This window comes from Amycolatopsis sp. MJM2582 (assembly GCF_000754115.1).
Classification (GTDB): Bacteria; Actinomycetota; Actinomycetes; order Mycobacteriales; family Pseudonocardiaceae; genus Amycolatopsis; species Amycolatopsis japonica.
Window position 1 is genome coordinate 119,986 of sequence record NZ_JPLW01000002.1, and the last position, 24,793, is coordinate 144,778.

At 68.3% G+C, this 24,793-nt stretch carries 21 protein-coding genes; 13 read left to right on the plus strand and 8 right to left on the minus strand.

What is annotated here, in order from left to right:
• The first annotated feature begins 33 nt into the window (after positions 1-33).
• On the plus strand, positions 34-1,662 hold the full coding sequence (locus ED92_RS10935; RefSeq protein WP_037336582.1) for a GMC family oxidoreductase: 1,629 nt from the start codon (positions 34-36) through the stop codon (positions 1,660-1,662).
• A 14-nt stretch (positions 1,663-1,676) separates the two neighbouring features.
• Complete coding sequence (locus ED92_RS10940) at positions 1,677-3,251, plus strand: succinic semialdehyde dehydrogenase (RefSeq protein ID WP_037336584.1); 1,575 nt, start codon at positions 1,677-1,679, stop codon at positions 3,249-3,251.
• Here ED92_RS10940 and ED92_RS10945 read toward each other — a convergent pair.
• Together ED92_RS10945 and ED92_RS10950 are read right to left on the minus strand one after the other, a co-directional pair.
• Entirely contained in the window at positions 3,248-4,528 is a 1,281-nt protein-coding gene (locus ED92_RS10945; protein ID WP_037336586.1) for an MFS transporter, read from the minus strand. The genes ED92_RS10940 and ED92_RS10945 overlap by 4 nt on opposite strands.
• Positions 4,525-6,186, minus strand: coding sequence for an amidohydrolase (locus ED92_RS10950; protein ID WP_037336589.1), 1,662 nt, complete (start codon positions 6,184-6,186; stop codon positions 4,525-4,527). The genes ED92_RS10945 and ED92_RS10950 overlap by 4 nt, the downstream gene beginning before the upstream one ends.
• A gap of 211 nt (positions 6,187-6,397) precedes the next feature.
• Between ED92_RS10950 and ED92_RS10955 the strand changes: the two genes are divergently transcribed.
• Positions 6,398-7,303: an Lrp/AsnC family transcriptional regulator gene (locus tag ED92_RS10955; RefSeq protein ID WP_037336591.1), complete on the plus strand. Its 906-nt coding sequence runs from the start codon at positions 6,398-6,400 to the stop codon at positions 7,301-7,303.
• Here ED92_RS10955 and ED92_RS10960 read toward each other — a convergent pair.
• The 3 genes from ED92_RS10960 to ED92_RS10970 are packed head-to-tail and all read right to left on the minus strand — an operon-like array spanning position 7,300 to position 10,833.
• A complete protein-coding gene (locus tag ED92_RS10960) occupies positions 7,300-8,829 on the minus strand; it encodes an AMP-binding protein (protein ID WP_037336593.1) in 1,530 nt (509 codons plus the stop codon). The two genes, ED92_RS10955 and ED92_RS10960, sit on opposite strands and share 4 nt — an antisense overlap.
• A 16-nt stretch (positions 8,830-8,845) precedes the next feature.
• Positions 8,846-9,973: a DUF5938 domain-containing protein gene (locus ED92_RS10965; protein WP_037339770.1), complete on the minus strand. Its 1,128-nt coding sequence runs from the start codon at positions 9,971-9,973 to the stop codon at positions 8,846-8,848.
• Positions 9,974-9,999: 26 nt separating this feature from the next.
• Positions 10,000-10,833, minus strand: a complete 834-nt coding sequence (locus ED92_RS10970; protein ID WP_235213245.1) for an SDR family NAD(P)-dependent oxidoreductase — start codon at positions 10,831-10,833, stop codon at positions 10,000-10,002.
• A gap of 119 nt (positions 10,834-10,952) precedes the next feature.
• On the opposite strand from ED92_RS10970, the gene ED92_RS10975 reads away from it, so the two are divergent.
• Positions 10,953-11,552 carry a TetR/AcrR family transcriptional regulator gene (locus tag ED92_RS10975; protein ID WP_037336597.1) on the plus strand — a complete coding sequence of 200 codons (600 nt, stop codon included), beginning with the start codon at positions 10,953-10,955 and terminating at the stop codon, positions 11,550-11,552.
• A 48-nt stretch (positions 11,553-11,600) separates the two neighbouring features.
• Here the strand turns inward: ED92_RS10975 and ED92_RS10980 are convergent, their stop codons facing one another.
• Positions 11,601-12,212, minus strand: a complete 612-nt coding sequence (locus ED92_RS10980; protein WP_037336598.1) for a hypothetical protein — start codon at positions 12,210-12,212, stop codon at positions 11,601-11,603.
• Between the two features lie 205 nt (positions 12,213-12,417).
• On the opposite strand from ED92_RS10980, the gene ED92_RS10985 reads away from it, so the two are divergent.
• From ED92_RS10985 to ED92_RS11000, 4 genes are all read left to right on the plus strand, one after another.
• Positions 12,418-13,671 carry an HNH endonuclease signature motif containing protein gene (locus ED92_RS10985; protein WP_037336600.1) on the plus strand — a complete coding sequence of 418 codons (1,254 nt, stop codon included), beginning with the start codon at positions 12,418-12,420 and terminating at the stop codon, positions 13,669-13,671.
• Positions 13,672-13,784: 113 nt separating this feature from the next.
• On the plus strand, positions 13,785-14,369 hold the full coding sequence (locus ED92_RS10990) for a hypothetical protein (RefSeq protein WP_037336602.1): 585 nt from the start codon (positions 13,785-13,787) through the stop codon (positions 14,367-14,369).
• A 173-nt stretch (positions 14,370-14,542) separates the two neighbouring features.
• Positions 14,543-15,838 carry a choice-of-anchor B family protein gene (locus ED92_RS10995; RefSeq protein WP_037336605.1) on the plus strand — a complete coding sequence of 432 codons (1,296 nt, stop codon included), beginning with the start codon at positions 14,543-14,545 and terminating at the stop codon, positions 15,836-15,838.
• Positions 15,839-15,979: 141 nt separating this feature from the next.
• The gene (locus ED92_RS11000; RefSeq protein WP_235213246.1) at positions 15,980-16,738 is read left to right on the plus strand and encodes a hypothetical protein; all 759 of its coding nucleotides are present in this window, start codon (positions 15,980-15,982) and stop codon (positions 16,736-16,738) included.
• Here ED92_RS11000 and ED92_RS11005 read toward each other — a convergent pair.
• Positions 16,719-19,397: a beta-N-acetylglucosaminidase domain-containing protein gene (locus tag ED92_RS11005; protein WP_235213247.1), complete on the minus strand. Its 2,679-nt coding sequence runs from the start codon at positions 19,395-19,397 to the stop codon at positions 16,719-16,721. The genes ED92_RS11000 and ED92_RS11005 overlap by 20 nt on opposite strands.
• A 199-nt stretch (positions 19,398-19,596) precedes the next feature.
• Here ED92_RS11005 and ED92_RS11010 point away from each other — a divergent pair, with 199 nt between their 5' ends.
• The 4 genes from ED92_RS11010 to ED92_RS11025 all read left to right on the plus strand — a co-directional run bounded on the left by ED92_RS11010 (position 19,597) and on the right by ED92_RS11025 (position 22,741).
• Positions 19,597-20,208, plus strand: a complete 612-nt coding sequence (locus ED92_RS11010; RefSeq protein ID WP_037336609.1) for a precorrin-3B C(17)-methyltransferase — start codon at positions 19,597-19,599, stop codon at positions 20,206-20,208.
• 61 nt (positions 20,209-20,269) lie between these two features.
• Positions 20,270-21,325, plus strand: a complete 1,056-nt coding sequence (locus ED92_RS11015; protein ID WP_037336611.1) for an LLM class flavin-dependent oxidoreductase — start codon at positions 20,270-20,272, stop codon at positions 21,323-21,325.
• 10 nt (positions 21,326-21,335) lie between these two features.
• On the plus strand, positions 21,336-22,223 hold the full coding sequence (locus tag ED92_RS11020) for an AraC family transcriptional regulator (protein ID WP_037336613.1): 888 nt from the start codon (positions 21,336-21,338) through the stop codon (positions 22,221-22,223).
• A gap of 59 nt (positions 22,224-22,282) precedes the next feature.
• Positions 22,283-22,741, plus strand: coding sequence for an SRPBCC family protein (locus tag ED92_RS11025; RefSeq protein WP_037336616.1), 459 nt, complete (start codon positions 22,283-22,285; stop codon positions 22,739-22,741).
• 7 nt (positions 22,742-22,748) lie between these two features.
• On the opposite strand, the gene ED92_RS11030 is transcribed toward ED92_RS11025, so the two are convergent.
• Positions 22,749-23,711, minus strand: a complete 963-nt coding sequence (locus ED92_RS11030; RefSeq protein ID WP_037336618.1) for a M64 family metallopeptidase — start codon at positions 23,709-23,711, stop codon at positions 22,749-22,751.
• A 96-nt stretch (positions 23,712-23,807) separates the two neighbouring features.
• Between ED92_RS11030 and ED92_RS11035 the strand changes: the two genes are divergently transcribed.
• Complete coding sequence (locus tag ED92_RS11035; RefSeq protein ID WP_037336620.1) at positions 23,808-24,782, plus strand: LysR family transcriptional regulator; 975 nt, start codon at positions 23,808-23,810, stop codon at positions 24,780-24,782.
• The last annotated feature ends 11 nt before the right edge of the window (positions 24,783-24,793 follow it).

Here is a 24,793-nt window from a genome sequence, read left to right on the forward strand (position 1 = left end):
CAGTTCTGCACGGTGGGCGACCGAGGAGCGGACATGGCGAACAGGGCTGCGCGCGGCGACGAGGCCGACTACGTGGTCGTCGGATCGGGCAGCTCGGGCGCCGCGATCGCCGGCAGGCTGGCGGAGGCCGGGGCCAGCGTGATCGTCCTCGAAGCGGGTAAGACGGACGAGAAGATGCTCGTCAAGAAGCCGGGGCTGGTCGGCCCGATGCACGCGGTGCCCCAGCTCAAGAAGCCCTTCGACTGGGGCTACTACTCGGTGCCGCAGAAACACGTTCTCGATCGTCGGATGCCGGTGCCGCGCGGCAAGGTGGTCGGCGGTTCCAGCTCCATCAACGGGATGGTCTACGTGCGCGGCAACCGCGCCAACTTCGACTCCTGGGCCGCCGAGGGCAACAAGGGCTGGGACGCCGACAGCGTCAACGCCGCGTACAAGCGGATGGAGGACTTCGAGGACGGCGAGAACGACTTCCGCGGTGCGGGCGGACCGATCCGGGTCACCCGCAACAAGACCCCGCAGGAGGGCACGCTCCAGTTCCTCCAGGCGACCGCCGACGCGATCGGCTGCGACATCCTCGACGACTACAACGCCGAGTGCCAAGAGGGCGTCAGCCGGATGCAGCAGAACGCCGCGGACGGCCTGCGCTACAGCGCCTCACGTGGCTACATCCACCATCTCGCGCCCGCCACGCTGCAGGTCCAGTCCGGCGTGCTGGCGAAGAAGGTGGTCATCGAGAACGGCCGCGCGGTCGGTGTCGAGGTCGTGGACGCGAACGGCGGACAGCGCATCCTGCGCGCGGGCAAGGAGGTCATCCTCTCGGCGGGTTTCGTCGGATCCGCGCAGCTGCTGATGCTGTCCGGGATCGGGCACGCCGAGCACCTGAAGGAACACGGCATCGACGTCGTCGCGGATCTGCCGGTCGGAGACAACCTGCACGACCACATGTTCCACGCGCTGACCTTCCGTGCGTCGTCGAGCAAGAACAGGGGCACGCCGCCATACTTCGCGCGCGGCCTCGTCAGCGAACTGATGCGGCCCGGAACGACGTTCCTGGCGAACTCGGTGTTCGAGGCCGTCGCCTTCCTCAAGACCTCCCAGGCCGCCGAAGTGCCCGACCTCCAGCTGCATCTCCTGCCGTGGGCGTACGTGACGCCGAACCAGGACGCGCCCATCCGCCACGACGTCGACAAACGGCCCGCGCTCACCGTGCTCACGACGCTGATCTACCCGAGGAGCCGCGGCACACTGCGCCTCGCTTCGGCCGATCCCACGGCGGCGCCGCTCATCGACCCGCAGTACCTGTCCGATCCGGGCGATCTCGAGGTGCTCGGTGAGGGCTCGGAGATGGTCCGCGAGATCTTCGCGTCGAAGGCGTTCAACGGCTCGATCAAGGAAGAGCTGCACCCGGGCAAAGCGCTGCGGGGTCAGGAACTGCGCGACGCGATCCTGAACCGCGCGACCTCGGTCTACCACGGCGTCGGCACCTGCCGGATGGGCGTGGACGAGCTCGCGGTCGTGAGTCCCGACCTCAAGGTTCGCGGGGTCGAGGGCCTGCGGGTCTGCGACGCCTCGATCATGCCGTCGATCACCGGTGGCAACACCAACGCGCCCGCCATCATGATCGGCGAAATGGGCGCGCAGCTCGTCCTTTCGGACAACTGACGGAGAAGAGGGCCATGACCGTCACACCGCTCGCGCTCACCCGTCCGGCGTCGGTGACCGACGCGTTCCTCCGACGGCTCGTCGCCCGCGTGCCGGGCTCGTCCGGCGCGACCTGGAAACTCACCGAGGTCTACACCGGCGAGGTGCTCGTCGAGCTGCCCCAGTCGACCCCCGCCGACATCGAGCAGGCGTTCACCACGGCCCGCGCCGCGCAGGAGAAGTGGGCCGCCACCCCGCTCAAGCAGCGCCTGGAGGTGTTCAAACGCGCGCACACGCTCTTCGTCGACAACGCGCCGGCCGTCACCGACCTCATCCAGGTCGAGAGCGGCAAGAACCGCCGGATGGCGATCGAGGAGACCTGCGATCCGGCGATGGTGATGAGCCATTACCTCACGCGGGCCGCCAAACTGCTGGCGCCGGCGAAACGTGGGGGACCGGTCCCGTTCCTGACGACGTCGACGGAGATCCGGCAGCCCAAGGGCGTGGTCGGGATCATCGCGCCGTGGAACTTCCCGTTCGCCACCGGTATTTCCGACGCCGTCCCGGCGCTGATGGCCGGGAACGCGGTGGTGCTGAAACCCGACAACAAGACCGCGCTGTCCCCGCTCTACGGCGTCGAGCTGCTGGAGCAGGCGGGGCTGCCGAAGGGGCTGTTCCAGGTGGTGTGCGGTGAGGGCCCCGACGTCGGCCCCACGCTCATCGGCCAGGCGAACTACGTGATGTTCACCGGTTCCACCGCCACCGGCCGGGTGATCGGCGAACAGGCGGGCCGCAACCTCATCGGCTGCTGTCTCGAACTCGGCGGCAAGAACCCGATGATCGTGCTCGAAGACGCCGATCTGGACGAGACCGTGCAGGGCGCGATCTTCGGTGCTTTCGGCAACACCGGGCAGATCTGCATGCACATCGAGCGGATCTACCTGCCGGAGTCCCGCTACGAGGAGTTCAAGAACGCGTATGTGGCCAAGACCAAGGCCCTCGACGTCCGCGCCGCCTATGACTTCGGGCCGGACATGGGTTCGCTCGTGTCCGTCGACCACATGAGCCGGGTCAAATCCCATGTCGACGACGCCGTCGCCAAAGGCGCGACCGTCCTTTGTGGAGGAAAGCCGCGGCCGGATCTCGGTCCGGCGTTCTTCGAGCCGACGATCCTCGAAGGTGTCACGAAGGACATGCTCTGCGGCGTCACCGAAACCTTCGGACCCGTTGTCGCACTGCACAAGTACCGTACGGTCGACGAGGCCGTGGCGCTCGCCAACGACACCGAGTACGGCCTCAACGCCTCCGTCTGGGGCGGTGACGTCGGCGCCGCGCGGGCCGTGGCCGCGCGGATCGAGTCCGGCAACGTCAACATCAACGACATCCTGGCCACCGCGTACGCCTCGAAGGGGACGCCGTCCGGCGGGGTCAAGAACTCCGGCGTCGGCGCCCGCCACGGGGACCAGGGCCTGCTCAAGTACACCGACGTGAAGAACGTCGCGGTGCTCAAGAAGCAGGTCATGGGTCCCCGCGGCGGCCAGACCTACGAGAAGTACGTCGAAGGGATGCTGTCCGGCCTGAAACTCATGCGGCGCTTGCGCATCCGCTAAACCTCGTCGGTGTGCTGAGGCGCGGCCAGCACACAGGCGATGCTCAGCACGCACATCCCGATCAGCAGGCAGATCGCCGGCCAGACACTGCCGGTCGCCTGGAACAGCAGCGTCGACACCAACGGCGAGAGGCCGCCGAACAGCGCGCCCGCGAGCTGATAGGACAGCGAGATGCTGGTGTAGCGCGCCCGCGGGCGGAACATCTGCGACAGGATGGCGGCGATCGGGCTGTAGGTCGCCGTCATCGCCAGGCGCATCGCGACGAACGCCGCGATGATCAGCACCGCGTTCTTGGTCGAGAGCACCAGGAACTGCGGCGCCGCGAGCACGGCGACCCCGACCAGGCCGATGACGACCACTCGCACCCGGCCGAAGCGATCGCCGAGCCAGGCCGCGCCGAAACTGACGACCAGTTCGACGAAGGCGGCGATGGTGAGCGCGTTGAGCACCAGCGATTCGGAGACGCCGACGGCCGGATCGGTCGCGTACGCCGTCGCGAAGGTGGTGACGAGGTAGTAGCCGCCGACCGCGACGGGCAGCACGCAGATGCCCAGCAGGATCGGCTTCCAGTTCGTCCGCACCGCGTACAGGATGGGCACGCCGGTTTCTTCGACGGTCTCCTCGAAGACCGGTGACTCCTCGACCTTCAGCCGCACGATGAGGCCGACGCCGATGAGCAGGACGGACGCGAAGAAGGGGATCCGCCAGCCCCAGGTGGCGAGCCATTCCGTGCCGCCGGTGCTCAGGAGGCTGAACAGGCCGGTGGCCAGCAGCGCGCCCGCGGGGTTGCCCGCCTGCGCGAACGCGCCGTAGAAGGTCTTCTTGTCCGGTGGTGCGTGTTCGACGGCCATGAGCACGGCACCGCCCCACTCGCCGCCGACGGCGAGGCCCTGGACGAACCTGAGCACCACGAGCAGGATCGGCGCCCACGTGCCGATCTGGCCGTAGCCGGGGAGGCAGCCGACCAGGAACGTCGCCGCGCCCATCATGGTCAGCGTGATCACGAGCGCGGTCTTGCGGCCGACCCGGTCGCCGACGTGCCCGAACACGATGCCGCCGAGTGGCCGCGCGAAGAACCCGACGGCGTACGTCGCGAAGGCCGCCGCGACACCGGTCAGCCGGTCGCCGGTGGCGGGGAAGAACACGGTGCCGAAGACGAGGCTCGCGGCCGTGGCGTAGATGTAGAAGTCGTACCACTCGATCGTGGTGCCGACGAAGGCCGCGAGCCCGGCCCGGCGAGCACGGCGGAGTGACTGTGTGTCGGTTTGGACGGTCATCGGGCCACCTCGCCGTCGATCCAGGTTTCCAGCACGCCGATGCCCGCGATCCGGCTCGGGTCGCAGGTCAGGGGATTCTCGTCCAGCAGCACGAAATCCGCGCGTTTGCCGGGGGTGATCGAGCCGAGGTCGCGTTCCCGGCCGAGCACCCGGGCGCCGGCGATCGTATGCGCGGCGACGGCCGACTGGACGTCGATCAGCAGGTCGTCCCCGCCGAGCCGGTGGCCGCGGCGGGTCGTCCTGGTCACCGCGGTCTGGATGGCTTCGAGCGGATTCGGTTCCGCGACCGGGGCGTCGGAGCTCAGCGTGACCGGCACGCCCGCGGCCTGGAACTCGCCGAGCGGGTTGAACCGCTCGCCGGGAGTCCCGACGGCGTCGGTGACGCCTTCGCCCCAGTTGTAGTAGTGCTGCGGCTGGTTGACCGGATGGACGCCGAGCGCGGCCATCCGCTCGATCTGCTCCGGGGACGGCAGCCCGCAGTGCTCGATGCGGTGCCGCGCGTCCGGCCGGGGACTACGTTGCTGCGCGTCCTCGATGGCGTCGAGCACCATGGCGATCGCGTCGGGGGACTGGGCGTGGGTCGCGGTCTGGAGCCCGGCTTCGTGGGCCTTGCCGATGAGAGCGGCGTAGTCCTTCGGGTCGTGGTAGAGCTGCCCAGTACGGCAGGGATCGCCGACGTAGCCGTCCGGGAAGTACGCGGTCCAGCCGCCGAGCGTGCCGTCGGCGTAGAACTTGATCCCCGCGAAAGCGAGGCGGGTGGTGCCGAAAGCGCCGTGCAGTCCCATTTCCAAGGCCTGGTCGAGCAGATGGGACAGCAGGTACATGTGGACGCGCGTCTTGAGCCGCCCGGCCTCGTCCAGCCGCAGGTACATGTCGAACTCGCGGCGCGTGACCTGGGCGTCGCCGATCGCGGTGACCCCGGCGGCGAGGAACTTCTCCTGCGCCGCGGCCAGCTGCCGCGCGTGCTCCTCCGGCTCGTCCTCGAGGTGGAAGTTCGGCCCGTGCCGTCCGACCTTCACCCCGGTGACGCCGGTGAGGATGTTGCACGCGGCGTCCGAGAGTTCGCCGGTGAGTTCGCCGTGCTCGTCACGGAAGAACACCCCGCCGTCGGGATCCGGGGTGTCCCGGGTGACGCCGTTGCGCCGCAACGTGAAGCTGTTCACCACGCCGCCGTGCCCGCTGGCGTTCATGAGGTAGACCTCGCGATCGTCGGCGACCGCGTCGAGTTCTTCCTTGCGGGGATGGCGTTTCTCGGCGAGGTTGCGGTGTTCGTAGCCGTAACCGCGGACGGGCCTGCCCGCCGGGGCGTTTTCGGCCGCCGCACGCAGCAGCGCGACGATCTCGGGAATGGTCGACGCGCGTTCGGGGCCGCAGTCGACCCAGGTCATCATCTGCCCGTACATCAAGGGATGCGCGTGCGGATCGACGAATCCCGGCAGGAGCGTGCCCGGCAGCCGCCGCACCTCCGGATCGGGACGGCCGAGGCTCGCCGCGCGGGCACGGCATTCGTCCACCGAACCGACCGCGGCGATCTCCTCGCCGAACACGAGGACCGCTTCGGCGCCTTCGGTGGCGTCGTCGACGGTCACCAGCTCATCGGGAAGCAGGATCGTCGCTCGCGCGTCGAGGATTGAACGATCGAGGGGCAACAGGCGCATCGGGCGGACTCCTGGGGTTTTCGACGGTGAAGTGGGGCGAAGGTAAGCGACGAAAACCGCCAGCGCAATCAGATCGGTCGTGTACGGATGGTGTTCACGATCGATCTGCGCGCGATCATGAACACAACGCGCAATCTCGGCTGTCTTTGCCGGGTTTCCGCTGGTGATATGGTGCGTCTCGCCGTCGGAAATTCAGCAGAGGAGAATCGTCGTGGACGACGCGCTGGTCGCGGCTTTGCGCACGGACGGCCGGATGAGCGTCGCCGATCTGGCCAAACGCGTCGGGGCTTCGAGATCGGCCGTGTCGGCCCGGCTGGAGCAACTCAAGGCCGACGGCTCGTTGAACGTGGTCGCGGCGGTCCACCCCGAGTTCCTCGGCCTGACCGCGTACGCACATCTCGCGATCCGCACTTCGGGCCGCTCGCAGGCGACGACGGACGCCATCGCGGCCTTGCCCGCCGCGGCGTTCGTCTCCGCGGTGAGCGGGGATCACCAGACCGTCGCCGAACTGCGCCTGCCCGACTCGCCCGAGCTCTATCGCACGGTGGCCGACATCCGCGGCCTGCCGGAGGTGGAGCAGGTCAACACGCTCGTCTACGTGGACGTGGTCAAAGGCCTGTTCATGCCCGGCCGCCCGCTGCCGCCCTGGTTGCGGCTCGACGATCGCGATCTCGCGATCATGCTGCGGCTGCAGGCCGACGGGAGGGAAAGCTACGCGCGTATCGCCGAGCACGTCGGGCTGTCGCCGTCGGCCACCCGCACCCGCGTGCGCTTCCTGGTCGAACACGACGTCATCCGCATCGCGCCGGTGCTCAGCCGTGCCCGGCCGGACGCCGGCCTCGTCTGCGGGATCGGCCTGAACGTGCGGGGAGCCGGGGATGCCGTGACCGCCGCGCTCGCCGCGCGGGAGGACACCGAGTTCCTCGCCAGGACCATCGGCCGGTTCGACGTCGTGGCCACCATCGCCGCGCAGTCCGCCCGCGCCCTCGACCGGGCGCTCGAAGAGATCAGCGGCAGGCCCGACGTCGTGACCGCGGAGACGTGGGTCCACCTCCGCATCGCCAAGGAACGCTACGAGTGGCCGCTGCCGACCGCGGAGGAACTCGCGCGCCGCTAGGCGTCGTCCAGCAAGGCTTTCCGGATCTCGGTCTTGAGCACCTTGCCGATCTTGGACCGGGGGAGATCCGGCCAGACCAGGATCTCCTTCGGTGTTTTGATGCTGCCCAGCCGCTCCTTGACCGCGGCGCGGAGCTCTTGCGCCGCCGCCGTTTTCCCGGAGTGGAGCTGGACGACGGCGGTGATCTGCTCGCCCCATTTCTCGTGCGGCAGCCCGATCACGGCGCAGTCCTGCACCGCTTCGTGCGCCATGAGCGCCTGCTCGACCTCGGCCGAATAGACGTTGAAACCGCCGGTGATGATCATGTCCTTGGCGCGGTCGACGATGTAGAGGTAATGGTCGTCGTCGAGGTAACCGATGTCGCCCGTGTGATGCCAGCCGTGCGCGCTCGCCTCCGCCGTCGCGTCCGGATTCTTGTAGTAGCCGAGCATCACCAGCGAACCGCGGACGACGATCTCACCGCGTTCGCCGGTCGGGAGCAGCTCGCCCGTGTCGGACATGATCGCGACCTGGGTGAGCGGGGTGGGCTTACCAGCCGACGTGAACCGTTCCAGGGCAAGGGATCCATCGGGATGGACATGCTCGGCGGGCGCGAGGGTGGAGACCATCATGGGGGCTTCGCTCTGCCCGAACAACTGCCCGAAGACCGGGCCGATCCGGGTGATCGCTTCGGCGAGTTTGGTGGCCGACATCGGCGCGGCGCCGTACCAAAGGCATTGCAGCGACGACAGATCGGCGGTGTCGAGCGCCGGATTGTCGAGCAGCAGGTAGATCAGCGTCGGTGGCAGGAAGGTGTGCGTGATGCGGCGGCGTTCCACCAGTGCGAGGAACTCGCCGAGGTCCGGCGAGGGCATGACGACGATCTCGCCGCCGAGGGTCAGGACCGGGAAACAGAGCACCCCCGCCGCGTGTGTCAGCGGCGCCAGCGCCAGGTAACGCGGGCGGCCGGTGAACGGGTAGCTCATCAGCGTGAGCGCCGACATCGTCTCCACGTTGGTGCCGCTGAGCATCACCGCTTTGGGATGGCCGGTGGTGCCGCCGGTGCCGACCAGCAGGACCATGTCGTCCGGCGGGGTTTCCTCCCAGGGCTCGGCGTCGCCGATCCAGTCGGAAAACGGGACGGCGCCGGGCATCGCGCCGTCGAGACAGACCACTGTGGACAGTTTCGGCAGATCGGGGAGCATCCGGGAGACGAGCGGTGCGAACGACTCCTGCACCAGGAGACAGGTGCAGTCGAACAGGTCGAGCAGTTCCCTGTTCTCGGCGGCCTCGTTGCGCGGGTTGACCGGGCACCACACGGCACCGGCCCGGCTGATCCCGAAGACGCAGCCGAACGACAGGGGATCGTTCCCGGACAGGATCGCCACCTTGTCGCCCGGGTTGACGCCGGACCGGGCCAGCGCCCGCCCCACCTGCCACGACAGCTTTCGGACTTCGCCGTAGCTGAGGGAGGTGTCGCCCATGGTGAGGCAGGGCGCCGCCGGATCGAGTGAAGCGCCCTTGTCGAGGTAGTCGGTCAGTCGCACGCGCTCGTCCTTCCGGTCAGTCGTGGACGGTCAAGACCGGATTTGAAACCAGCCCGAAGCTTCGTAGCACGCCGAGCAGTTCGCGGTGGCCGAAAGCCTGGCACCCGGAGGCGAACCCCACGCGCTTCGGCGGCTGCTGAAGCAGCGAGTAGGCGCCGTAAGCCTGCATCAACCCGGTCTGCTTGTAATTGCAGGTGCCGTGGATGACACAGTGCGCGCGGCCCAACGGACCCGAGGCGTGCACCGAATCCAGCGAGGTGTTGAGCCGCTGGTTCTCCCGCGGCGGCATCTCGTCGCGCACGGCGGCGGCCTGCTCGGCCAGCACGCGCATCTTCTCGTCCAGCGGCAGGTCTTTCACCTGTTCCAGGACGGCCGCGACGATCTGCGGCACCCCCTGCATGAGCGCGCGGTCGAAGACGCCGCCGACGGCCTTGACGTTGGCCACGCGGGCGTCGTTCTTGAACCAGACCGGATGCGAGGTGCCGCCCCAGGGCAGGGCCAGCCCGGTCTCGTGATGGCCGGGCACGGTGACGTCCTGCAGTCCGCCGTCGGCGGGCCAGGGCCGGTACTCGTTCTGTTCGAGGTAGTACGCGGCGGACAGCGCGGCGTTGACCAGGATCGTCTTCGTCGAAGCGACCGTGGGATAACCCTTCCAGAACACCAGGATGTCCAAAGTGTCCAGTCCCGGTGTCTCCAGGCAGAGGTTCGCCGCGATCTCGCCGGTGGTGTACATCTGCGCGATGCCGGGGGAGAGCACCAGGCCCTTCTCGGCCATCTGCGCGCCGTAGCGCTCTTCGGAGGCGATCAGCCAGTCCTGTTCGCCGGTGGTGTCGAGGTAATGCGTTCCGGTGCGTAGGCAGGCTTCGACGACTTCGTGGCCGTACTCGCTGAACGGGCCGACGGTGTTGCACACGACCTTGGCGTCGCGGAATAGTTCGGTGAGCGCTTCGACGTCGTGCGAGACCTCGACGACCTCGTGATCGATGGTGTCGAGGCCGGGCACGTGGTCGATCGCCTCCTGGATGCGGGCCTTGTCCCGGCCGGCGGCGATGAACGGGACGTTGTACTCGCGCAGGTACTCGCAGATCAGCCGTCCGGTGTAGCCGGAGGCGCCGTAGACCACGACGGGTTTGGGGCTGCTCATGGTGATTCCTTTCGGGTTCGTGCTGGTCACATGCCCATTCCGCCGTCGACAGGGAGCCCGGCGCCGGTGATGAAGCGGGCGGCGTCGGAGGCGAGGAAGACGACGGCGTCGGCCATGTCCGCGACTTCGCCGAGCCGCCCGGCGGGGGTTTGCGCGACGACCGCGCCGATGGCGTCCTCGACGCTGGGGAACAGGCCGACCTCGACGACGTCCTGTGCGAGCTGATTACCCATCTGGGTGGGGACGAGGCCGGGGTAGACGCAGTTGACGCGCACGCCGTAGCCGAGTTTCCCGGCCTCCATCGCGGCGACCCTGGTGAGCCGGTCGACCGCCGATTTCGTCGCCGAATAGCCCGCGATACCGGGGAAGGCGATGGTCGCGGCGACCGAGGAGATGTTCACGACGGCGCCACCGGCACCCGCGGGACCGCCGGGCCGCATCGCGCGGAAGGCGTGCTTCACGCCGAGGGCGGTGCCCAGCACGTTCACGTCGAGCATCTTGCGCACGTCGGCGGGGTCGAGGTCAGCGACGAGCCCGGTGATCTCGACGCCGGCGTTGTTCACCACGATGTCCAGCCCGCCGAGTTCGCCGATGACCGCGTCGACCGCCTGCTCCCAGCTCTGTTCGTCGGTGACGTCGAGCCGGACGAAGCCCGCGTCGAGCTTGTCGGCGGTGGCGCGCCCGAGATCCTCCTGGACGTCGCCGATGACCACCGAGGCGCCCGCCTGTGCCAGCGCTTCGGCCATTCCGGCGCCCAGCCCCTGCGCGCCACCCGTGACCAGGGCTTTTCGGCCCGAAAGGTCGTACGAACCCATGGACTTCTCCTCCTTGAGACGGTCCGCGGTTGCGGTGTGGGTCACATCCTGAGCCTGTTTTGGACAGTCGTCAAGATTTTCTTGGACAGTCGTCAAGAAATCCGCGACGCTAGACTGTGGGACCCGCGGCAGGCGCGGGCTCCCGGACCGGACAGGAACTCGTGGTGACCGAGACGAGCGAGCGGATCGCACGCCGGAGCGTGGACAAGTTCGCCCAGCGGCGGGCGGAACTGGCGGAGTCCGCGCTGCAGGCGCTGTCCGAGCTGGGGTACGCGAGGACGAGCCTGCGGGAGATCGCGCAGAAGTCGAACTTCTCGCACGGGGTGCTGCACTACTACTTCACCGACAAGGTGGAACTGCTGACCTACGCGGTCCGCAAGTTCGAGGAAGTGTGCGTGACCCGCTACGACGAGGTCGTGGCCATGGCGCGTTCGGCCGAGGAACTGGAGCGGGGATTCGGCGAGGCGATGGCGGGCACGCTTCGGGCCGACGCCGTGATGCACCGGCTGTGGTACGACCTGCGGAACCAGAGCCTGTTCGAGGCCGCGTTCCGCGCCGACGTGCTCGAGATCGACACTCAACGGCAGGCGATGATCTGGCGGGTCGTGGAGCGCTACGCCGAACTCGCCGACGCTTCGCCGGTCGTGACGCAGCAGGTCGCTTACGCGGCTTTCGACGGTCTGTTCCAGCAGGCGCTGCTGCACCATCTCGCCGACGGTCTCGCCGAGGACGCCGGGTTGTTGCTCCGGCGGCTGGTCTCGTAAGTCCGTTCGATGGGCTCCTGGAGGTGGAGCCCATCGAACGGCTTGCTGCTAGTCGGTGGCGTTGATCGCCGCGCCGTCGTAGAGAAGGGTTCCGGCGCTGTCGTAGACCCGGACCTTGAGCTTCGTCATTTCCGTTCGCGAGTCGGCCATCAGCCGCTCGAACTCCGCGCGGCCTTCCGCGGAAGCGGCTTCATGGGCTTCCAGTCTTTCCCGCGCGTGACGCAGGCTGGCCATGTCCACGGCTATTTCGGCGGCGAAGGTGCCGTCCACGACGTCGGCTTCGGCGACTGTGCCGTCGCTCGCGTGGAGCTCCAGTCTGGCTGCTCCGGGGGCGAGGCGTCCCATCAGGCAGGCGGGCCGGCCGTTGTAGGCGGCCGTCCAGCGCCAGACCGAGTACGGGCGGTGGTCTTGGTCTTGGTCTTGTTTTTGGTCTTGGGGTTGCAGGTTCAGCCACGTGCCGCGGCCGTTCTCGAGGTTGCAGATCCCGGTGGACCCGTCGTCGTTGTAGGCGAGGAGCGCGCCGAGCTCGGCCGTGGCGCCGATTCTGGCGCCGGGATGCCAGCCTTGGGTGGGCGGCAGTCGGTCGGTCGAGCCTCGTGCGGTTTTCTCTTCGATGGTCGTGGTGAGGGCTGATTCGAGCTGTGCTGCGGGTGACGTCACTGCGTGCTGTTCTCCTTCGTTTCGGTTCGATGTTAACAGTAAGCGCTTACTGAGGTTTCGGTTTGTTCTTGGAGTCGGCTGGTTGGTGGTGAGACCGAGAGCGCCAATCGCCTGCTGGGAATCCAGTGGTGCACTCAAACCTTGAATCCACTTTCGAAACGGCTTCACATTCGTACATGTGTTCGATTCATGGTATTATTATGGGGTGTCCGAGACCTTCCTCCCCGAGTTGCCGCAGGAACTGTGGCGTGCTGGCAAGCTGGAGCTTGCTCATGGCGTGCAGCAGTCGTTGCAGGTGATTCGGATGGCGACCGCTTGTCTGGGGCGGTTCCTGGCGGAGATCGAGAATCGGGGCGCGAAAGACTTGTACGGGCACGGCAGTACGGCGAGCTGGTTCGCGGAGCTGGCGGGGCTGTCGCGTGGCGAAGCGGGTGCGGTGGTGAAGCGGGCGATCGCGTTGAACCCGACCCGGGCTCTGGATGGCACGGAGGTTCCGCCTGTCGCTCCCGCGACTGCTGCGGTGGCGGCTCTGGGGTTGGTCGGGGATGAGCGGATTGATCAGATCCTGGAGATCTTGAAGAACCTCCCCGCCGACACGTCTGCCGAGGATCGGGAGAGCGCTGAGAAGATCCTGGCCGAGCTTGCCCCGAACGCCGGACCCCGCCAACTCGCCGGCGCCGAAGCGAAGCTGCAGGGCTGGCTCAACCCCGACGGCAACGAACCCAAAGATCCCGAGCCGAAGGAACCACGCCGCGAGATCACCTTGGAGCGGCGTAAGGACGGCTTCTGGAAACTCACCGGTCTTCTCGATGACGAGACCGGGGCCCGGACCGCCGCGGCGTTGGAGGCGCACGCCCAGCCGCGGCCGGTGGATGAGTTCGGTCAGGCGGATCTGCGGATGAAGTGCGAGCGCCTGGGAGACGCCTGGGCCGAGCTGCTCGACCTGGCGATCGCGTGCCCCGACCAACCGGGCACCAGCGGCTACCGGACGTTGGTGCACGTCACCGTCGGACTCGATGAACTGAAGTCCGGTCTCGGGACCGCATGCCTGGACTTCGTGGGAACGATGACGGCGCGGGAAGCCCGGCTCGCCGCTTGCGATTGCCTGATGTTGCCGGTCGTGATGGGCGCCTCGGGTGAACCGCTGGATATGGGACGGCTGAGACGGTTCGTCACCCCCGGCCAACGCCGTGCACTCAACATTCGAGACGGTGGTTGTGCGTTCCCCGGCTGTCATCGGAAACCCAAGAATTGCCACGCTCATCATATTGAGCACTGGGCGGACGGTGGGCCGACCGATCTTCGGAATCTCGTGCTGTTGTGTGGGTTCCATCATCGGCTGATTCACCACGGTGACTGGGAAGTGCGGATGGCGGCCGATGGGTTACCGGAGTTCATCCCACCCCAATACCGGGACCCGCTCCGGAAACCTCGGCGCAACACCCTGCATCACGTCTGATGACCGAGGAGCCCGCCAGCCACCCAGGCGACGGGCCCTTCGGCATGCCCGCAGTCGGCAAAGCATCGCTCGTGACACCCGACGAATAAGACGTCAGCGCCTAGACTGCGGTCATGCAAGGTGGTCAGGTGCCGCTCTGGACGCCGCTGGCAGTGGCGCTGTTGGGGATCATCGGTGTGGTCGCAGGCCAGTTCGTCAATGCTCATCGTGAAGATCGGCGCTGGCACCGAGAGCAAGCCCGGGAAGACGTGCGTTGGGCCCGGGAGCGGCGGCGGTGGACCGAGGAGCGTGAACTCGAGACCGAGCGATACTGGCGGGATCAACGTCTTCGGATCTACACGGCCTTTCTCGCCGCGATCTCGAACTTGCGGGTGGAAATGAGATACGCCGGCGACAAGCTTCGAGAAGGTGCCGAACTCGACCGAGCACGGCGCGATCGCCTTCTCGACCTCGCCGCGACTGCCAGAGACCTCTACGCGCCGTTGGGTGTCGTAGGACCCGCCGATGTCCGTGACCAGGCCACAGAGCTGATTCGCGTATTCGCGGAGAGCCTCTCCCGCCTCCTCGACGGTCACCCGGTGGACACAGCGCCCCTGCTCGGCCTGGTGCGAACCTTCGCCATGACCACCAGACAAGTCCTCGGTACCGAACCGGAAGACCTTACTGACCACGCGACAGAACGATCCGAGTCCTCGTGATCACACCGCCGCACTGGCTCCATCCCAGACTGCGCTGCGCACTGCAGAGGAGGAGGCAAGCACCCCCAGTCCGCTCATAAACGGTTAAAAGCCCCATACGTTCGACGGGATACACCAGGAGTGGGTGCCCATATCGTCGGAGGCCGACCGCGACCCGGTGAGGAGCACCTCGGATGAAACTCGTGCGGATGATGGGGTTGGCCGTGCTGACGGCCTCCGCGTTGGTGTTGTCGATGACCGCGGCGTCCGCGCACGATCCGGAGACGGCGGAAGGACAGGCGGCGGCCCGCACCTTCATGGCCGACCACGTCCCGGCCGAGCGGCACGCCGTCACCGGCACCGCGGCGGGAGTCCCGTGCGTCAACGGCAAGGCCGACAAATACCCGTGCAAGAACGTCGACCTGCTCAGCGTGCTGCCCCTCTCCGGTCTCGGCGGCGGCAACGGCAACGACATCTGGGGCTGGACCGATCCGTCGTCCGGCAAGGAATACGCCATCGTCGGGCGGACCAACGGAACCGCGTTCGTCGACCTGAGCGTCCCGACGTCGCCGAAGTTCCTCGGCAACCTTCCCTCCAACGGCGGCAGCAGTTCGTGGCGGGACATGAAGGTGTACAAGAACCACGCGTTCATCGTGGCCGACTTCATCACCGGGCACGGGATGCAGGTGTTCGACCTGACCAGGCTGCGCACCGTCACCACACCGCAGACCTTCACCGCCGACGCGCTGTACAAGGAATTCGGTCCCGCGCACAACATCGCGATCAACGAGGAGACCGGTTTCGCGTACGCGATCGGTTCCAACACGTGCAGCGGCGGGCCGCATATCGTCAACATCCAGAACCCGAAGGCCCCGGCCAAGGCGGGCTGCGTTTCGCAGGACGGGTACACCCACGACACGCAGTGCGTCGTCTACCGCGGGCCGGACACGGCGTACAGCGGCAAGGAAATCTGCTTCAACGCCAACGAGGACACGCTGACCATCGTCGACGTCACCGACAAGGCCAGGCCGGTCCAGATCTCGCGCAAGGGCTACTCGGGCGCGCAGTACTCGCACCAGGGCTGGCTGACCGGTGACCAGCGCTACTTCCTGCTCGACGACGAACTGGACGAGTCGCGCGGCACCGACAAGCGCACCAAGACCTACGTCTGGGACCTGGCCAAGCTGTCCGCTCCCGTGCACACCGGCGTCTACAGTTCGCCCGCCACCGCGATCGACCACAACCAGTACATCAAGGGCCAGTACTCCTACCAGGCGAACTACCAGGCCGGTCTGCGCATCCTGGACGTCAGCGGGGTCGCTTCGGCGAGGTTGTCGGAGGTCGGCTACTTCGACATCTACCCGGCGGGCGACTCGGCGAACTTCAACGGGGCGTGGAGCAATTACCCGTACTTCTCCAGCGGCATCGTCATCGTCAACGGTATCGAGCAGGGCCTGGTCGTGGTGAAGCCGAACCTCGGCGGCAAGTGACCGGGGGTAGAGCGTGCGCAAACCCCGGCTCACGGATTGGTTGTTCTTCGCGCTGGCCTTGGTGATCGGCACAGTCGCGGTCTTCGTGGCCCTCCGGCCGACACCGGGCTCCCCGCACATTCGGCTCACCAGCAACAGCCGGTGGTGACGGCGGATCTGCTTCCGGCCGCCCACAGCGACGGGCTGTCGGAGGCGGAAAGCGGCTACCGGTTCGAGCGGGTCACCACTCCCACCGTCCGGGGGCCCGAGGTACCGGTCGCGTTCCGGATCCTCGGGCCCGACGGGCGGCCGGTGACCCGGTTCCTGGACAACCAGACCAAACAGATGCACTTCTTCGCCGTGCGCGACGACATGAACGTCTTCCAGCACGTGCATCCGAGGCTGGACGGGGACACCTGGCACACGAACCTCGCGCTGACCGACGGCGGCGCCTACCGGATGTTCGCCGAGTTCGTGCCGCTCGACACGAAGGATCCGAAGCATCCGGTGGTGCTCGGCGTCCCGTTCACCGTGCCCGGTGACACCACCTTCGTCCCGGTGCCCGCTCCGGCGGGCGACACCGTGACGGCCACGGGCTACCGGGTGACGCGGGTGGACGGGGCGGCCCGGATCCCGTCGATGCGGGCGCAGGTCCTCCGGTTCGCCCTCCGCGGCCCGGACGGCGCGCTCCTCACCGCGGTCGACCCGCATCTGGGTGCCAACGGCCATATGACCGGGTTCCACAGCATGCTGTTGTCGGCCACGCATCTGCATCCGGTCCAGCCGCTCGGCGTGGCGCTGGCCGGTGGCGAGCTGACCTTCAACTCCCTGTTCTCGGAACGCGGGGAGTACCGGCTGTTCCTCGAATTCTCCCACGGCGGGCGGGTGCACACGGCCGCGATCACGGTCGCGGTGGACTGACCGGGACGACCTCCGCGATCTTCGGTGCCGCGCCTCCCGGCGACCAGAGGAGCCGGACCTTGTCGGTCGTGACGCCGTCGGCCGGCAGTTCCGTGTAACCACCCGACAGCCGGCCGATGGTCCGCCAGCCGCCCTCAGAATCCGCGACCTGGACGTCGGCGCCCGCACCGGGCTCAGTCGCCAGGACGACGACCTTGCTCAGCGGTTTAGGCGCGATGGCGGTGATGACGAGCGCGTCGCCCGCGATCGGCGCCGAGGTCGCCGCGTACAGCGAATCGGCGTTGTTGTCCGCCGCCGCGGCCAGGTTCGGCCCCGCCGGGGTGCCGGTGACGGTGTACTTCGGACTGTCCGGTGTGGACACGGTGAATTCGCGGACCACGACCCAGAAGCTCTGGGCGCCGGTCGTGCGCACGCGGACGAACCGCGCCTCGGCGCCTTCGGGGAGATCGGCCGAGATCACCGGCTCGGTGACCGTCTTCACCGTCGTCCAGCGGGTTCCGTCGGCGGAGTATTCGAGGACACCGGCGCGGACGTAGTCGTCCGGGCTGGTCGGCTTCCCCATGAGGATGTCCACATGGGACACCCGCTGCGCGGAACCGAGGTCGACTCCGATGGTGGCGCCGATCGCGGGTGCCCAGTCGCTCCAGTAGTAGGTCTCGGGGTCGCCGTCGATCATCCGGGCGGGAACGTTGTCGGTGTAGGTGCCGAGCGACGTCGTCGGCCGCGGCCGGATCCCGGGCAGGCCGAACCAGCGGTCGGCCGTGGCCAGCGCGCTGTCGAGGAACGGCACACAGACTCCTGTGCAGGTGCTGGGGTTGCGCGGGCCCCGCGAGGTCGGCACGCGGATCGCCTGCGCCTGTTTGAGCGCGGCGACGAGCTCGCCGCGTTCCGCCCATGCCTTCGCGCCGTCGCCGTCGGCCTGGGCCAGCAGCATCCGCACCGCGTGCCTGCCGGCCTGACCGTAGAGCCCGACCTGGTCGAGCCACGGTCCGACCTCGGCGAGGAACTTCGGATTCGAGGCCATGCCGCGCCGCAGATCTTCGGGATCGGAGGCCATCGAGGTCAGGTAACGATCCAGTTTCGCGGCCGCGTCCCATGGATCCTTCTTCTCCAGCGCGGCCCAGAAGGCGGCCAGCAGTGGCCGCAGCACCGGTGAATCAAGATCGGGTTTCCCGGTTTCGAGGCGTACGAGCAGACTCGAATAGTTGTTCTCCGCGAACACCTTCAGCGCGGATGCGGCCGGTCCGCCGAGATCGGCGATGGCGGCGAGCCAGGACTTGTCGGGGTCGTACCGGTCCGGGTTCCACAGGAAGTCGCCGGAGGTGAACTCGGCGATCTTGGACGCCTCGGCCTGCACCATCGGGTTCGCGGTGATCCCGGAGAGGTACTTCGCGACGCCGGGCTCGCGGCCGATGTACGGGCCGAGCAGCAGCCGTTCGGTGATGTAGTCGTTGACCGGGTAGTTGTCCCAGATCAGGATGTCGTGCCCGAAGACCTCTTTCGCCTGCCGGGCCTGCTTTTCCGTGATCTGCCCGGCGATCACGCCGACGCCGGTCCACTCGACGATCACCGCCTTGTCGAGCTGGGTGCGCAGTGCGGTCTTGTAAGGCGAGTCCGCGAGGTCGTAGTACTCGGTCGGGACGGTTTGCAGCCGTTCGACACCAGGATGCGTCGCGATGAAGTCCTGCTGAACGCGGTTGAGCAGGAACGACTGTGCCGCGCCCGCGGCCGCGCCACCGGTGCCGAACTTCGCGGCGTCGGCGTCGCAGTTCCAGCGGGTGTAGGAGATGTCGTCGAGCGGGATGGCGAACGACCGCACCCCGATGTCCCACAGCGACTGGAATTTCGTGACCAGTGCGGTCTTGTCGGCGTCGGACGAGTAGCACACGGAAAGGCCGGGGGAGAGGGCGTAGGTGAGCTCGACGTGGTTCGCGGCGGCACGGCTGACCAGTTGCGAGAGCAGCGCGAGCTGTTCCGGCGGGTACTGGTCGCGCCAGCGGGCACGCAGGAACGGATCGTCCTTGGGGGAGTAGACGTACATGTTCTGCTTGGTGCGGCCGTAGAAGTCCAGCTGTGCCAGCCGGTCGGCGTGGGACCACGGCGCGCCGTAGAAGCCCTCGATCACGCCGCGCAGCGGAGCCGCGGGCCAGTCCCGGATGCCGAACGCGCCGCTCTTGCCGGAAGCGAACAGCTGCCGGAACGACTGCGCCGCGTAGAACGTCCCCGAAGTGTCCACACCGGACAGTGCGACGACACCGCGGTCGGCCGCGAGGACGTATCCGCCGGGGGACAGGCCTTCCGGACCTTTGAGACGGAGCGCCGCGAGAGCCAGTGCGGTCGCCCTGCTTTCGGTGGGACCGCCGACGAAGACGACGAGGCCGCCGTTGCCGCGTTCCCGGTCGACTGCCGCCTGATCGTTGTCGGTGACCTTGACGATCGTGCTCGCGCCCGCCGCCAGAAGGACCTGGTCCACGACGGCGAGCGCGGAGGCATCGGTGGCCGCTCCGACGACTTCGACGACGGTGCGCGGGATGGTCACCTGTCCCGCTCGTGGCGTCACCTGCTGGGGTGTCGGCCATACCTGTGCCAGGGGAGGGGCGGGAGCCGCGCTCGCGGGTGCGGGGACGGCCACCGCCACCGCGGTCACGAGCAGCGTCACCGGAATGAGTCGGAGTACCCATCGGAAGGACATCGGCGGCCCCCAAATCGTCGATCAACGACGTTCTGTGAGCAAGCAAACACCCGATGCGATGACCTGGGCTAGGTCGGTCCGGGTGATTTTCCGACCGGACCGACGGCTACTCGGTCAAGGCGGCGATTCGCCCCCGCGCGGACGCTGGGCACGACAGAATGTCCCGGTGCGGAACATCCTCGTAGCGATCGCTCTCGTCCTGCTCGGTGTCACCGGTTGCCAGGGCGGGGTCTCCGGCCAAGCCGAACCCGAAGGCGACAGTTTCGCGATCAAGGACGGGTCGCGGCTGCGGTTCCGTCCGGTCCTGGCTGAGCTCCCGCCCGGTCCGGCGACAGGCGCGGCGACCGACCGCCAGAGCACGGATCCCGCCGCACAGCAGGCCGCCGCGGCGGCGCTGGACTGTTCGGCGGGGCAGGATCCGCTGGACGGCCGCGACGATCCGGCGCTCCCGCTGGTCAGCTGCGACCGTGTGCAGGGCACGAAATACCTGCTCGGCCCGGCGTTCCTCACCGGAGCGGACCTCACTCGAGCGAACGCTCGCCTCGATACGCAGTCGGGAGGTCCGCTCATCGGGCTCAGCTTCACCGACGCGGGCGCGCGGACGTGGGCCGACTGGACCGCGGCGAACGTCGGCAAGCAGGTCGCGATGGTGCTGAAGAGCCGGGTGCTGACCGCGCCGTCGATCCAGTCGGCCATCACCGGCGGGGAAACCCAGATCACCGGCAAGTTCACCATGGACGACGCGCGCCGGCTGGCGCGCGACATCGCCGGCGGCTGAGCCCGCGGAATACGATCACCGTGCCCGACGTTTGAGCGTTCAACTACTTGAGGAGTTGGACATGGGTTACGAGATCCTGGGCACCCCGCAGGCGCCGACCTTCGGCCTGGACACGTTCGGCGACGTCGGGAACGACGCGAACGGCCAGCCGGTGAGCCAGGCCGAAGCCATCCGCGAAGTCGTGGCCGAGGGTGTTCTCGCCGACCAGGTGGGCGTGGACTACTTCGGCGTCGGCGAACACCACCGCGCGGAGATGGCGGTGTCCTCGCCGGACGTCGTGCTGGCCGCGATCGCGGGCCGCACCGAACGGATCCGGCTGGGCACGGCGGTCACGGTGCTCAGCTCGGACGACCCGGTGCGTGTGTACGAGCGGTTCGCCACACTGGACGCGGTTTCCCGGGGACGCGCGGAGGTCACGCTCGGCCGTGGTTCGTTCACCGAGTCGTTCCCGCTGTTCGGCTACTCGCTCGAGGACTACGAAGCGCTGTTCGCCGAGAAGCTCGACCTGTTCACGCATCTGCAGGAGGAGAAGCCGGTCGACTGGTCCGGGACCGTCCGACCGGCCCTCGAAGGCGCGCAGGCCTTCCCGGTCACCGAATCGGGAAGCCTGCCCGCGTGGGTCGGCGTCGGCGGCACCCCGCAGTCGGTCGTCCGCGCGGCGGCGTACGGCCTGCCGCTGGTGATGGCGGTCATCGGCGGGTCGCCGGAGCGGTTCACCCCGCTCGCCGACCTGTACCGGCGCGCGCTGAAGGAGGCGGGCCACCAGGAGCTCCCGATCTCGATGCACAGCCCCGGTCACATCGCCGAGACCGACGAGCTGGCCGTCTCCCAGCATTTCCCGCACCACCAGGCCGCTTTCGCCAAGATCGGCGCCGAGCGCGGTTGGGGTCCGATGTCCCGGGCCGACTACGACGTCATGGCGGGCCCGCGTGGCGCGCTGTTCGTCGGCTCTCCCGAGACCGTCGCGCAGAAGATCGCCTGGGCGGTGCGGACACTGGGCCTCTCGCGGTTCCAGCTCAAGTACAGCGTCGGCGCGCTTCCGCACGAGCAGCGCCTGAACTCCATCCGGCTTTACGGCGAGCAGGTCGTCCCGCGCGTGAAGGAGCTGCTCGGCTAGCCTCGAAACCGTGGTGTTCGATTCCGCGCGATTCGACCTCCGGCCCTACGTCGGTTTCGACATGGCCCGCTATGTCCGGCGGACCTATTGCAGCTGGGAGGATTCCGGCTGGGAGTCGCTGCTAGTCCAGCGGTTCGACCACGTTCCCGTCGCGGAGGACCTGCGGCTGCCCGCCGTCGCGGATCTGCATCTGATCCTGCCGCTTTCGGGGCGGGCGGTGATGGAGACCCGCGGTGAAGGCCGGTGGAACCGGCACGAATGGGGGCCGGGACGGCTCGAACTCGCCGTTCCCGGCAAGCCCTTGCTGCGCCGCTACCGCGGGGACGAAGCGATGCGCAGCCTGCAGGTGCACATCCCGGGCACCACGGTGGAATCGGTCGCCGCGCGGCTGGGCGGCCGCGCGGTGGACCACGAGGCGATGGCGGCGTCCGTGGCCGAGGGCGATCCGCTGCTCGACGAGCTGGTCCGCGCGGTCGGGAACGCGCAGGAGGACGACGACCTCTACGCCGAATCCGCGGCCGCCTTCCTCACCGTGCACCTGCTCACCCGCCACGCGCGGAAGACGGCGCCGAGCGCGGGCCGGGAGGACGACCGGGTCCGCGCGGCCGTCGCGATGATGCGTGACCGCCTGGCCGATCCGCTCAGCGTCGCCGAAATCGCCGGCGAGGTACATCTGAGCGTCTACCACTTCATCCGGGTCTTCAAGGAGAAGACCGGTGAGACACCGCACCGTTTCCTCGCGAGGCTCCGGATCGAGGAGGCGCGCAGGCTCTTGCGGGGCACCGATCTTCCGATCGCCGTCATCGCGGGAAGATGCGGGTTCACCACTCCCGGCGCCCTGTCGGCCGCTTTCCTAAAACACACCGGGTCGCGGCCCTCGGAGTACCGCAATTCCTGATCACCGCGGCGCAATCCGGCGCATGGTGGACCCGCCCGGCCGTTCCTAGGGTGAGCCTTGTGAGTGGAACGCAGTCGTACGACGTCACCGCCGAATCGTCCGCACCGCCCGCCGCGGTGTGGGCCCTGTTACTGGACGCCCGCAGCTGGCCGGTCTGGTCACGGATCGGGTCCCTGGAAGTGGCCGCGTCACAAGGACTTTCGGCCGACGGCCGGGACGAGGTAGGCGCGGTTCGCGCCTTCCGTACCGGAAAGACGGTCACCAAGGAGCGGATCACCGCCCTCGAACCGGAACGCCGGTTCGCCTACGAGGGTGTGGACGTCCCGGTGATGCTGGACTATCAGGCCTCGGTCGATCTCTGCGAAACGCCCGGCGGGGGAACGCGGATCCGTTGGCACGGAACGTATCGCGTGGGCAAGGGGAGCGCGTGGATCTTCCGGTGGTACCTCCGCCGCTTCATGCGCGACATGGCGACCGGGCTCGCCGGTCACGCCGGCGGCCCGGTCCGGAGGCCATGACGGGGGATCAGTGCCGATGGGCGGCTTCGCGGTGGAAGCCCGCGATCATCGCTTCGGTGCTCGGCGGGTTGAACGGCTGGCCGAGAGTGCGCATGAGCGAGTTCACGCTGGGCCGGTACATCCCGGTCTTGCAGTAGCGGGAACCCTCGAAGACGCCGACCGTGCCGCCGTCGGGGGAGGGCTTGCCGAGCCACTTGTACCACTTGGCTTGGCGGTCCTTCATCTGCTGGGCCGTGAGCGCGGAAGCGTTGGGCTCGCGGGGTTCCCGGGTGTCGCAAGTGCCGTAGTCGTACTCGTCTGCCAGCCCGCCGATGGAATGCCCGAGTTCGTGGGCGACGATCTGGCTGGCCTGGATGTTGCCACCGGAAGACGTCGCGACCCCGCCGCCCGCGCCGCCGTACTTCGTGGTGTTCGCCAGCATGATGACCTGGTCGACGTCCGGTGCCGCCGCGGCGTACTGGTTCGCCTTGGTTTCGTTGACGCACAACAGCCGTTCGATGCCACCGCACCAGAAGTACGAGCCCAGCGCGGTGTTGCGCCGGATGCCCTGTGTCGGGTCGTTCGTGATGCCCGACTGGGGCGAGACGACGTCGACCTGCCAGAGGTTGAACTGCTTGCGGTAGCTCTTGTACGGCTCGATGGCGAACAGCGCCGCGATACTCGAGCGGACGTGCTGCGAGTACGTGCTCAGCTGCGTGGAGGTGTAGCCGTCACCGACGAAGACCAGGTCGAACGTGGTCTCGCTGGGGCCGTTGGTCTCGATCGGGGTCACCGCGGCGGCGGCCGCGATCTGCTGCGGCGCGGCCGCCCGGTCCGAAGCGGGCCGGGTGACGTCCACCCTGGTGATGGTTCCTCCGGGCTCGAAGGCCTCCATCGACGTCGTGAACCGGGGAGCCGCCGACGCCGTCGCGGGAACGAGCCCGGCGACGAGGACGGCGGTCAGCGCGACCATGAGACAGGCGCGTCGCATGCGTACTCCTTGCGGGGAGGGGAGAGGGGAGTACGAAAAACGATCCCGACTTTCGACGGCTTCCGGCACATCCCAAGTGGCCATAAGGTCCGCGTGATGGACGTCGAGTTACGTCATCTGCGAGTGGTGTGCGCCGTCGCCGACGCGGGCAGCATCACGCGCGCGGCGATCGGGATCGGGAGCACCCAGCCCGCGCTGACCGCCGCGGTGCAACGGATCGAGCGCGCGTTCGGGGGAACCTTGTTCGTCCGGGGGCGCGACGGCGTCTTCCCGACGGCGTTCGGCGAATGCGTCCTCGTCCGCGCCCGTGCCGTCCTCGCCGCGGCGGACACGATGCACCGGGATGCGGCGCGTTTCCTGGCGGAGGGCGAGAAACGTCCTGTCGCGCTGGGTGGGATCGGCGGGTCCATGGTCGTCGAGCTGGCGGACCGGCTCGGGGATTCCGGCCGGGGACAAGCGGTTTCGGTGACCACCGAGTTCTCGCCGTTGCGGCTGCTGGATCTCGTGGCCGGCGGGCAACTCGACGCCGCGGTCGTCGCCGACTATCCCGGCCACCCGCTGCCGTCGGCGCCGGGCGTGGCGTCGCGGCCGCTGGCCACGCAACCGGTGTTCGTGGCGATCGCCGCGGACCATCCCGCGGCCCGCCGCGCCGAGATCGATCTCGCCGAGCTCGCCGGGGAACGGTGGGTACTCGGGCCGTCCGACGGCGCCGGATGGCCGGAGTGCTTCGAAGAAGCCTGTGCCCGCGCGGGATTCCGGCCGCAGGTCGCGCATCGGAGCACGGAATTGCGTCCGCTGCAACGCCTGATCGCGGCGGGCCGGGCGATCTCCCCGTGCCAGGTCACCTTTCCCTCTTCACCCGGGATCGCGATCCGGTCTCTCGCGGGGGATCCGCTGTGGATGCGGTATCTGATCGCTTGGAGCGCGGACGGCGCCTTCGGCGGGGACACCGATGCCTTGATCGCGGCGGCCGAGGCGGCTTACCGCTCCGACACCGAAACCAGCCTCCCCTATCGCCACTGGCTCGCCCGCCGTGCGGGACCGGTCAACGGCAGACGTGCCATCGGGTGACACCTGGTCGG

What these genes read in the sequence shown, in the direction of transcription:
- ED92_RS11015 (WP_037336611.1), top strand. Translation starts at nt 20,270, where the DNA reads ATGGGTTACGAGATCCTGGGCACCCCGCAGGCGCCGACCTTCGGCCTG.
- ED92_RS10935 (WP_037336582.1), top strand. Translation starts at nt 34, where the DNA reads ATGGCGAACAGGGCTGCGCGCGGCGACGAGGCCGACTACGTGGTCGTC.
- ED92_RS11030 (WP_037336618.1), bottom strand. Translation starts at nt 23,711, where the DNA reads ATGCGACGCGCCTGTCTCATGGTCGCGCTGACCGCCGTCCTCGTCGCC.
- ED92_RS10940 (WP_037336584.1), top strand. Translation starts at nt 1,677, where the DNA reads ATGACCGTCACACCGCTCGCGCTCACCCGTCCGGCGTCGGTGACCGAC.
- ED92_RS11035 (WP_037336620.1), top strand. Translation starts at nt 23,808, where the DNA reads ATGGACGTCGAGTTACGTCATCTGCGAGTGGTGTGCGCCGTCGCCGAC.
- ED92_RS10995 (WP_037336605.1), top strand. Translation starts at nt 14,543, where the DNA reads ATGAAACTCGTGCGGATGATGGGGTTGGCCGTGCTGACGGCCTCCGCG.
- ED92_RS10945 (WP_037336586.1), bottom strand. Translation starts at nt 4,528, where the DNA reads ATGACCGTCCAAACCGACACACAGTCACTCCGCCGTGCTCGCCGGGCC.
- ED92_RS10965 (WP_037339770.1), bottom strand. Translation starts at nt 9,973, where the DNA reads ATGAGCAGCCCCAAACCCGTCGTGGTCTACGGCGCCTCCGGCTACACC.
- ED92_RS10950 (WP_037336589.1), bottom strand. Translation starts at nt 6,186, where the DNA reads ATGCGCCTGTTGCCCCTCGATCGTTCAATCCTCGACGCGCGAGCGACG.
- ED92_RS10990 (WP_037336602.1), top strand. Translation starts at nt 13,785, where the DNA reads ATGCAAGGTGGTCAGGTGCCGCTCTGGACGCCGCTGGCAGTGGCGCTG.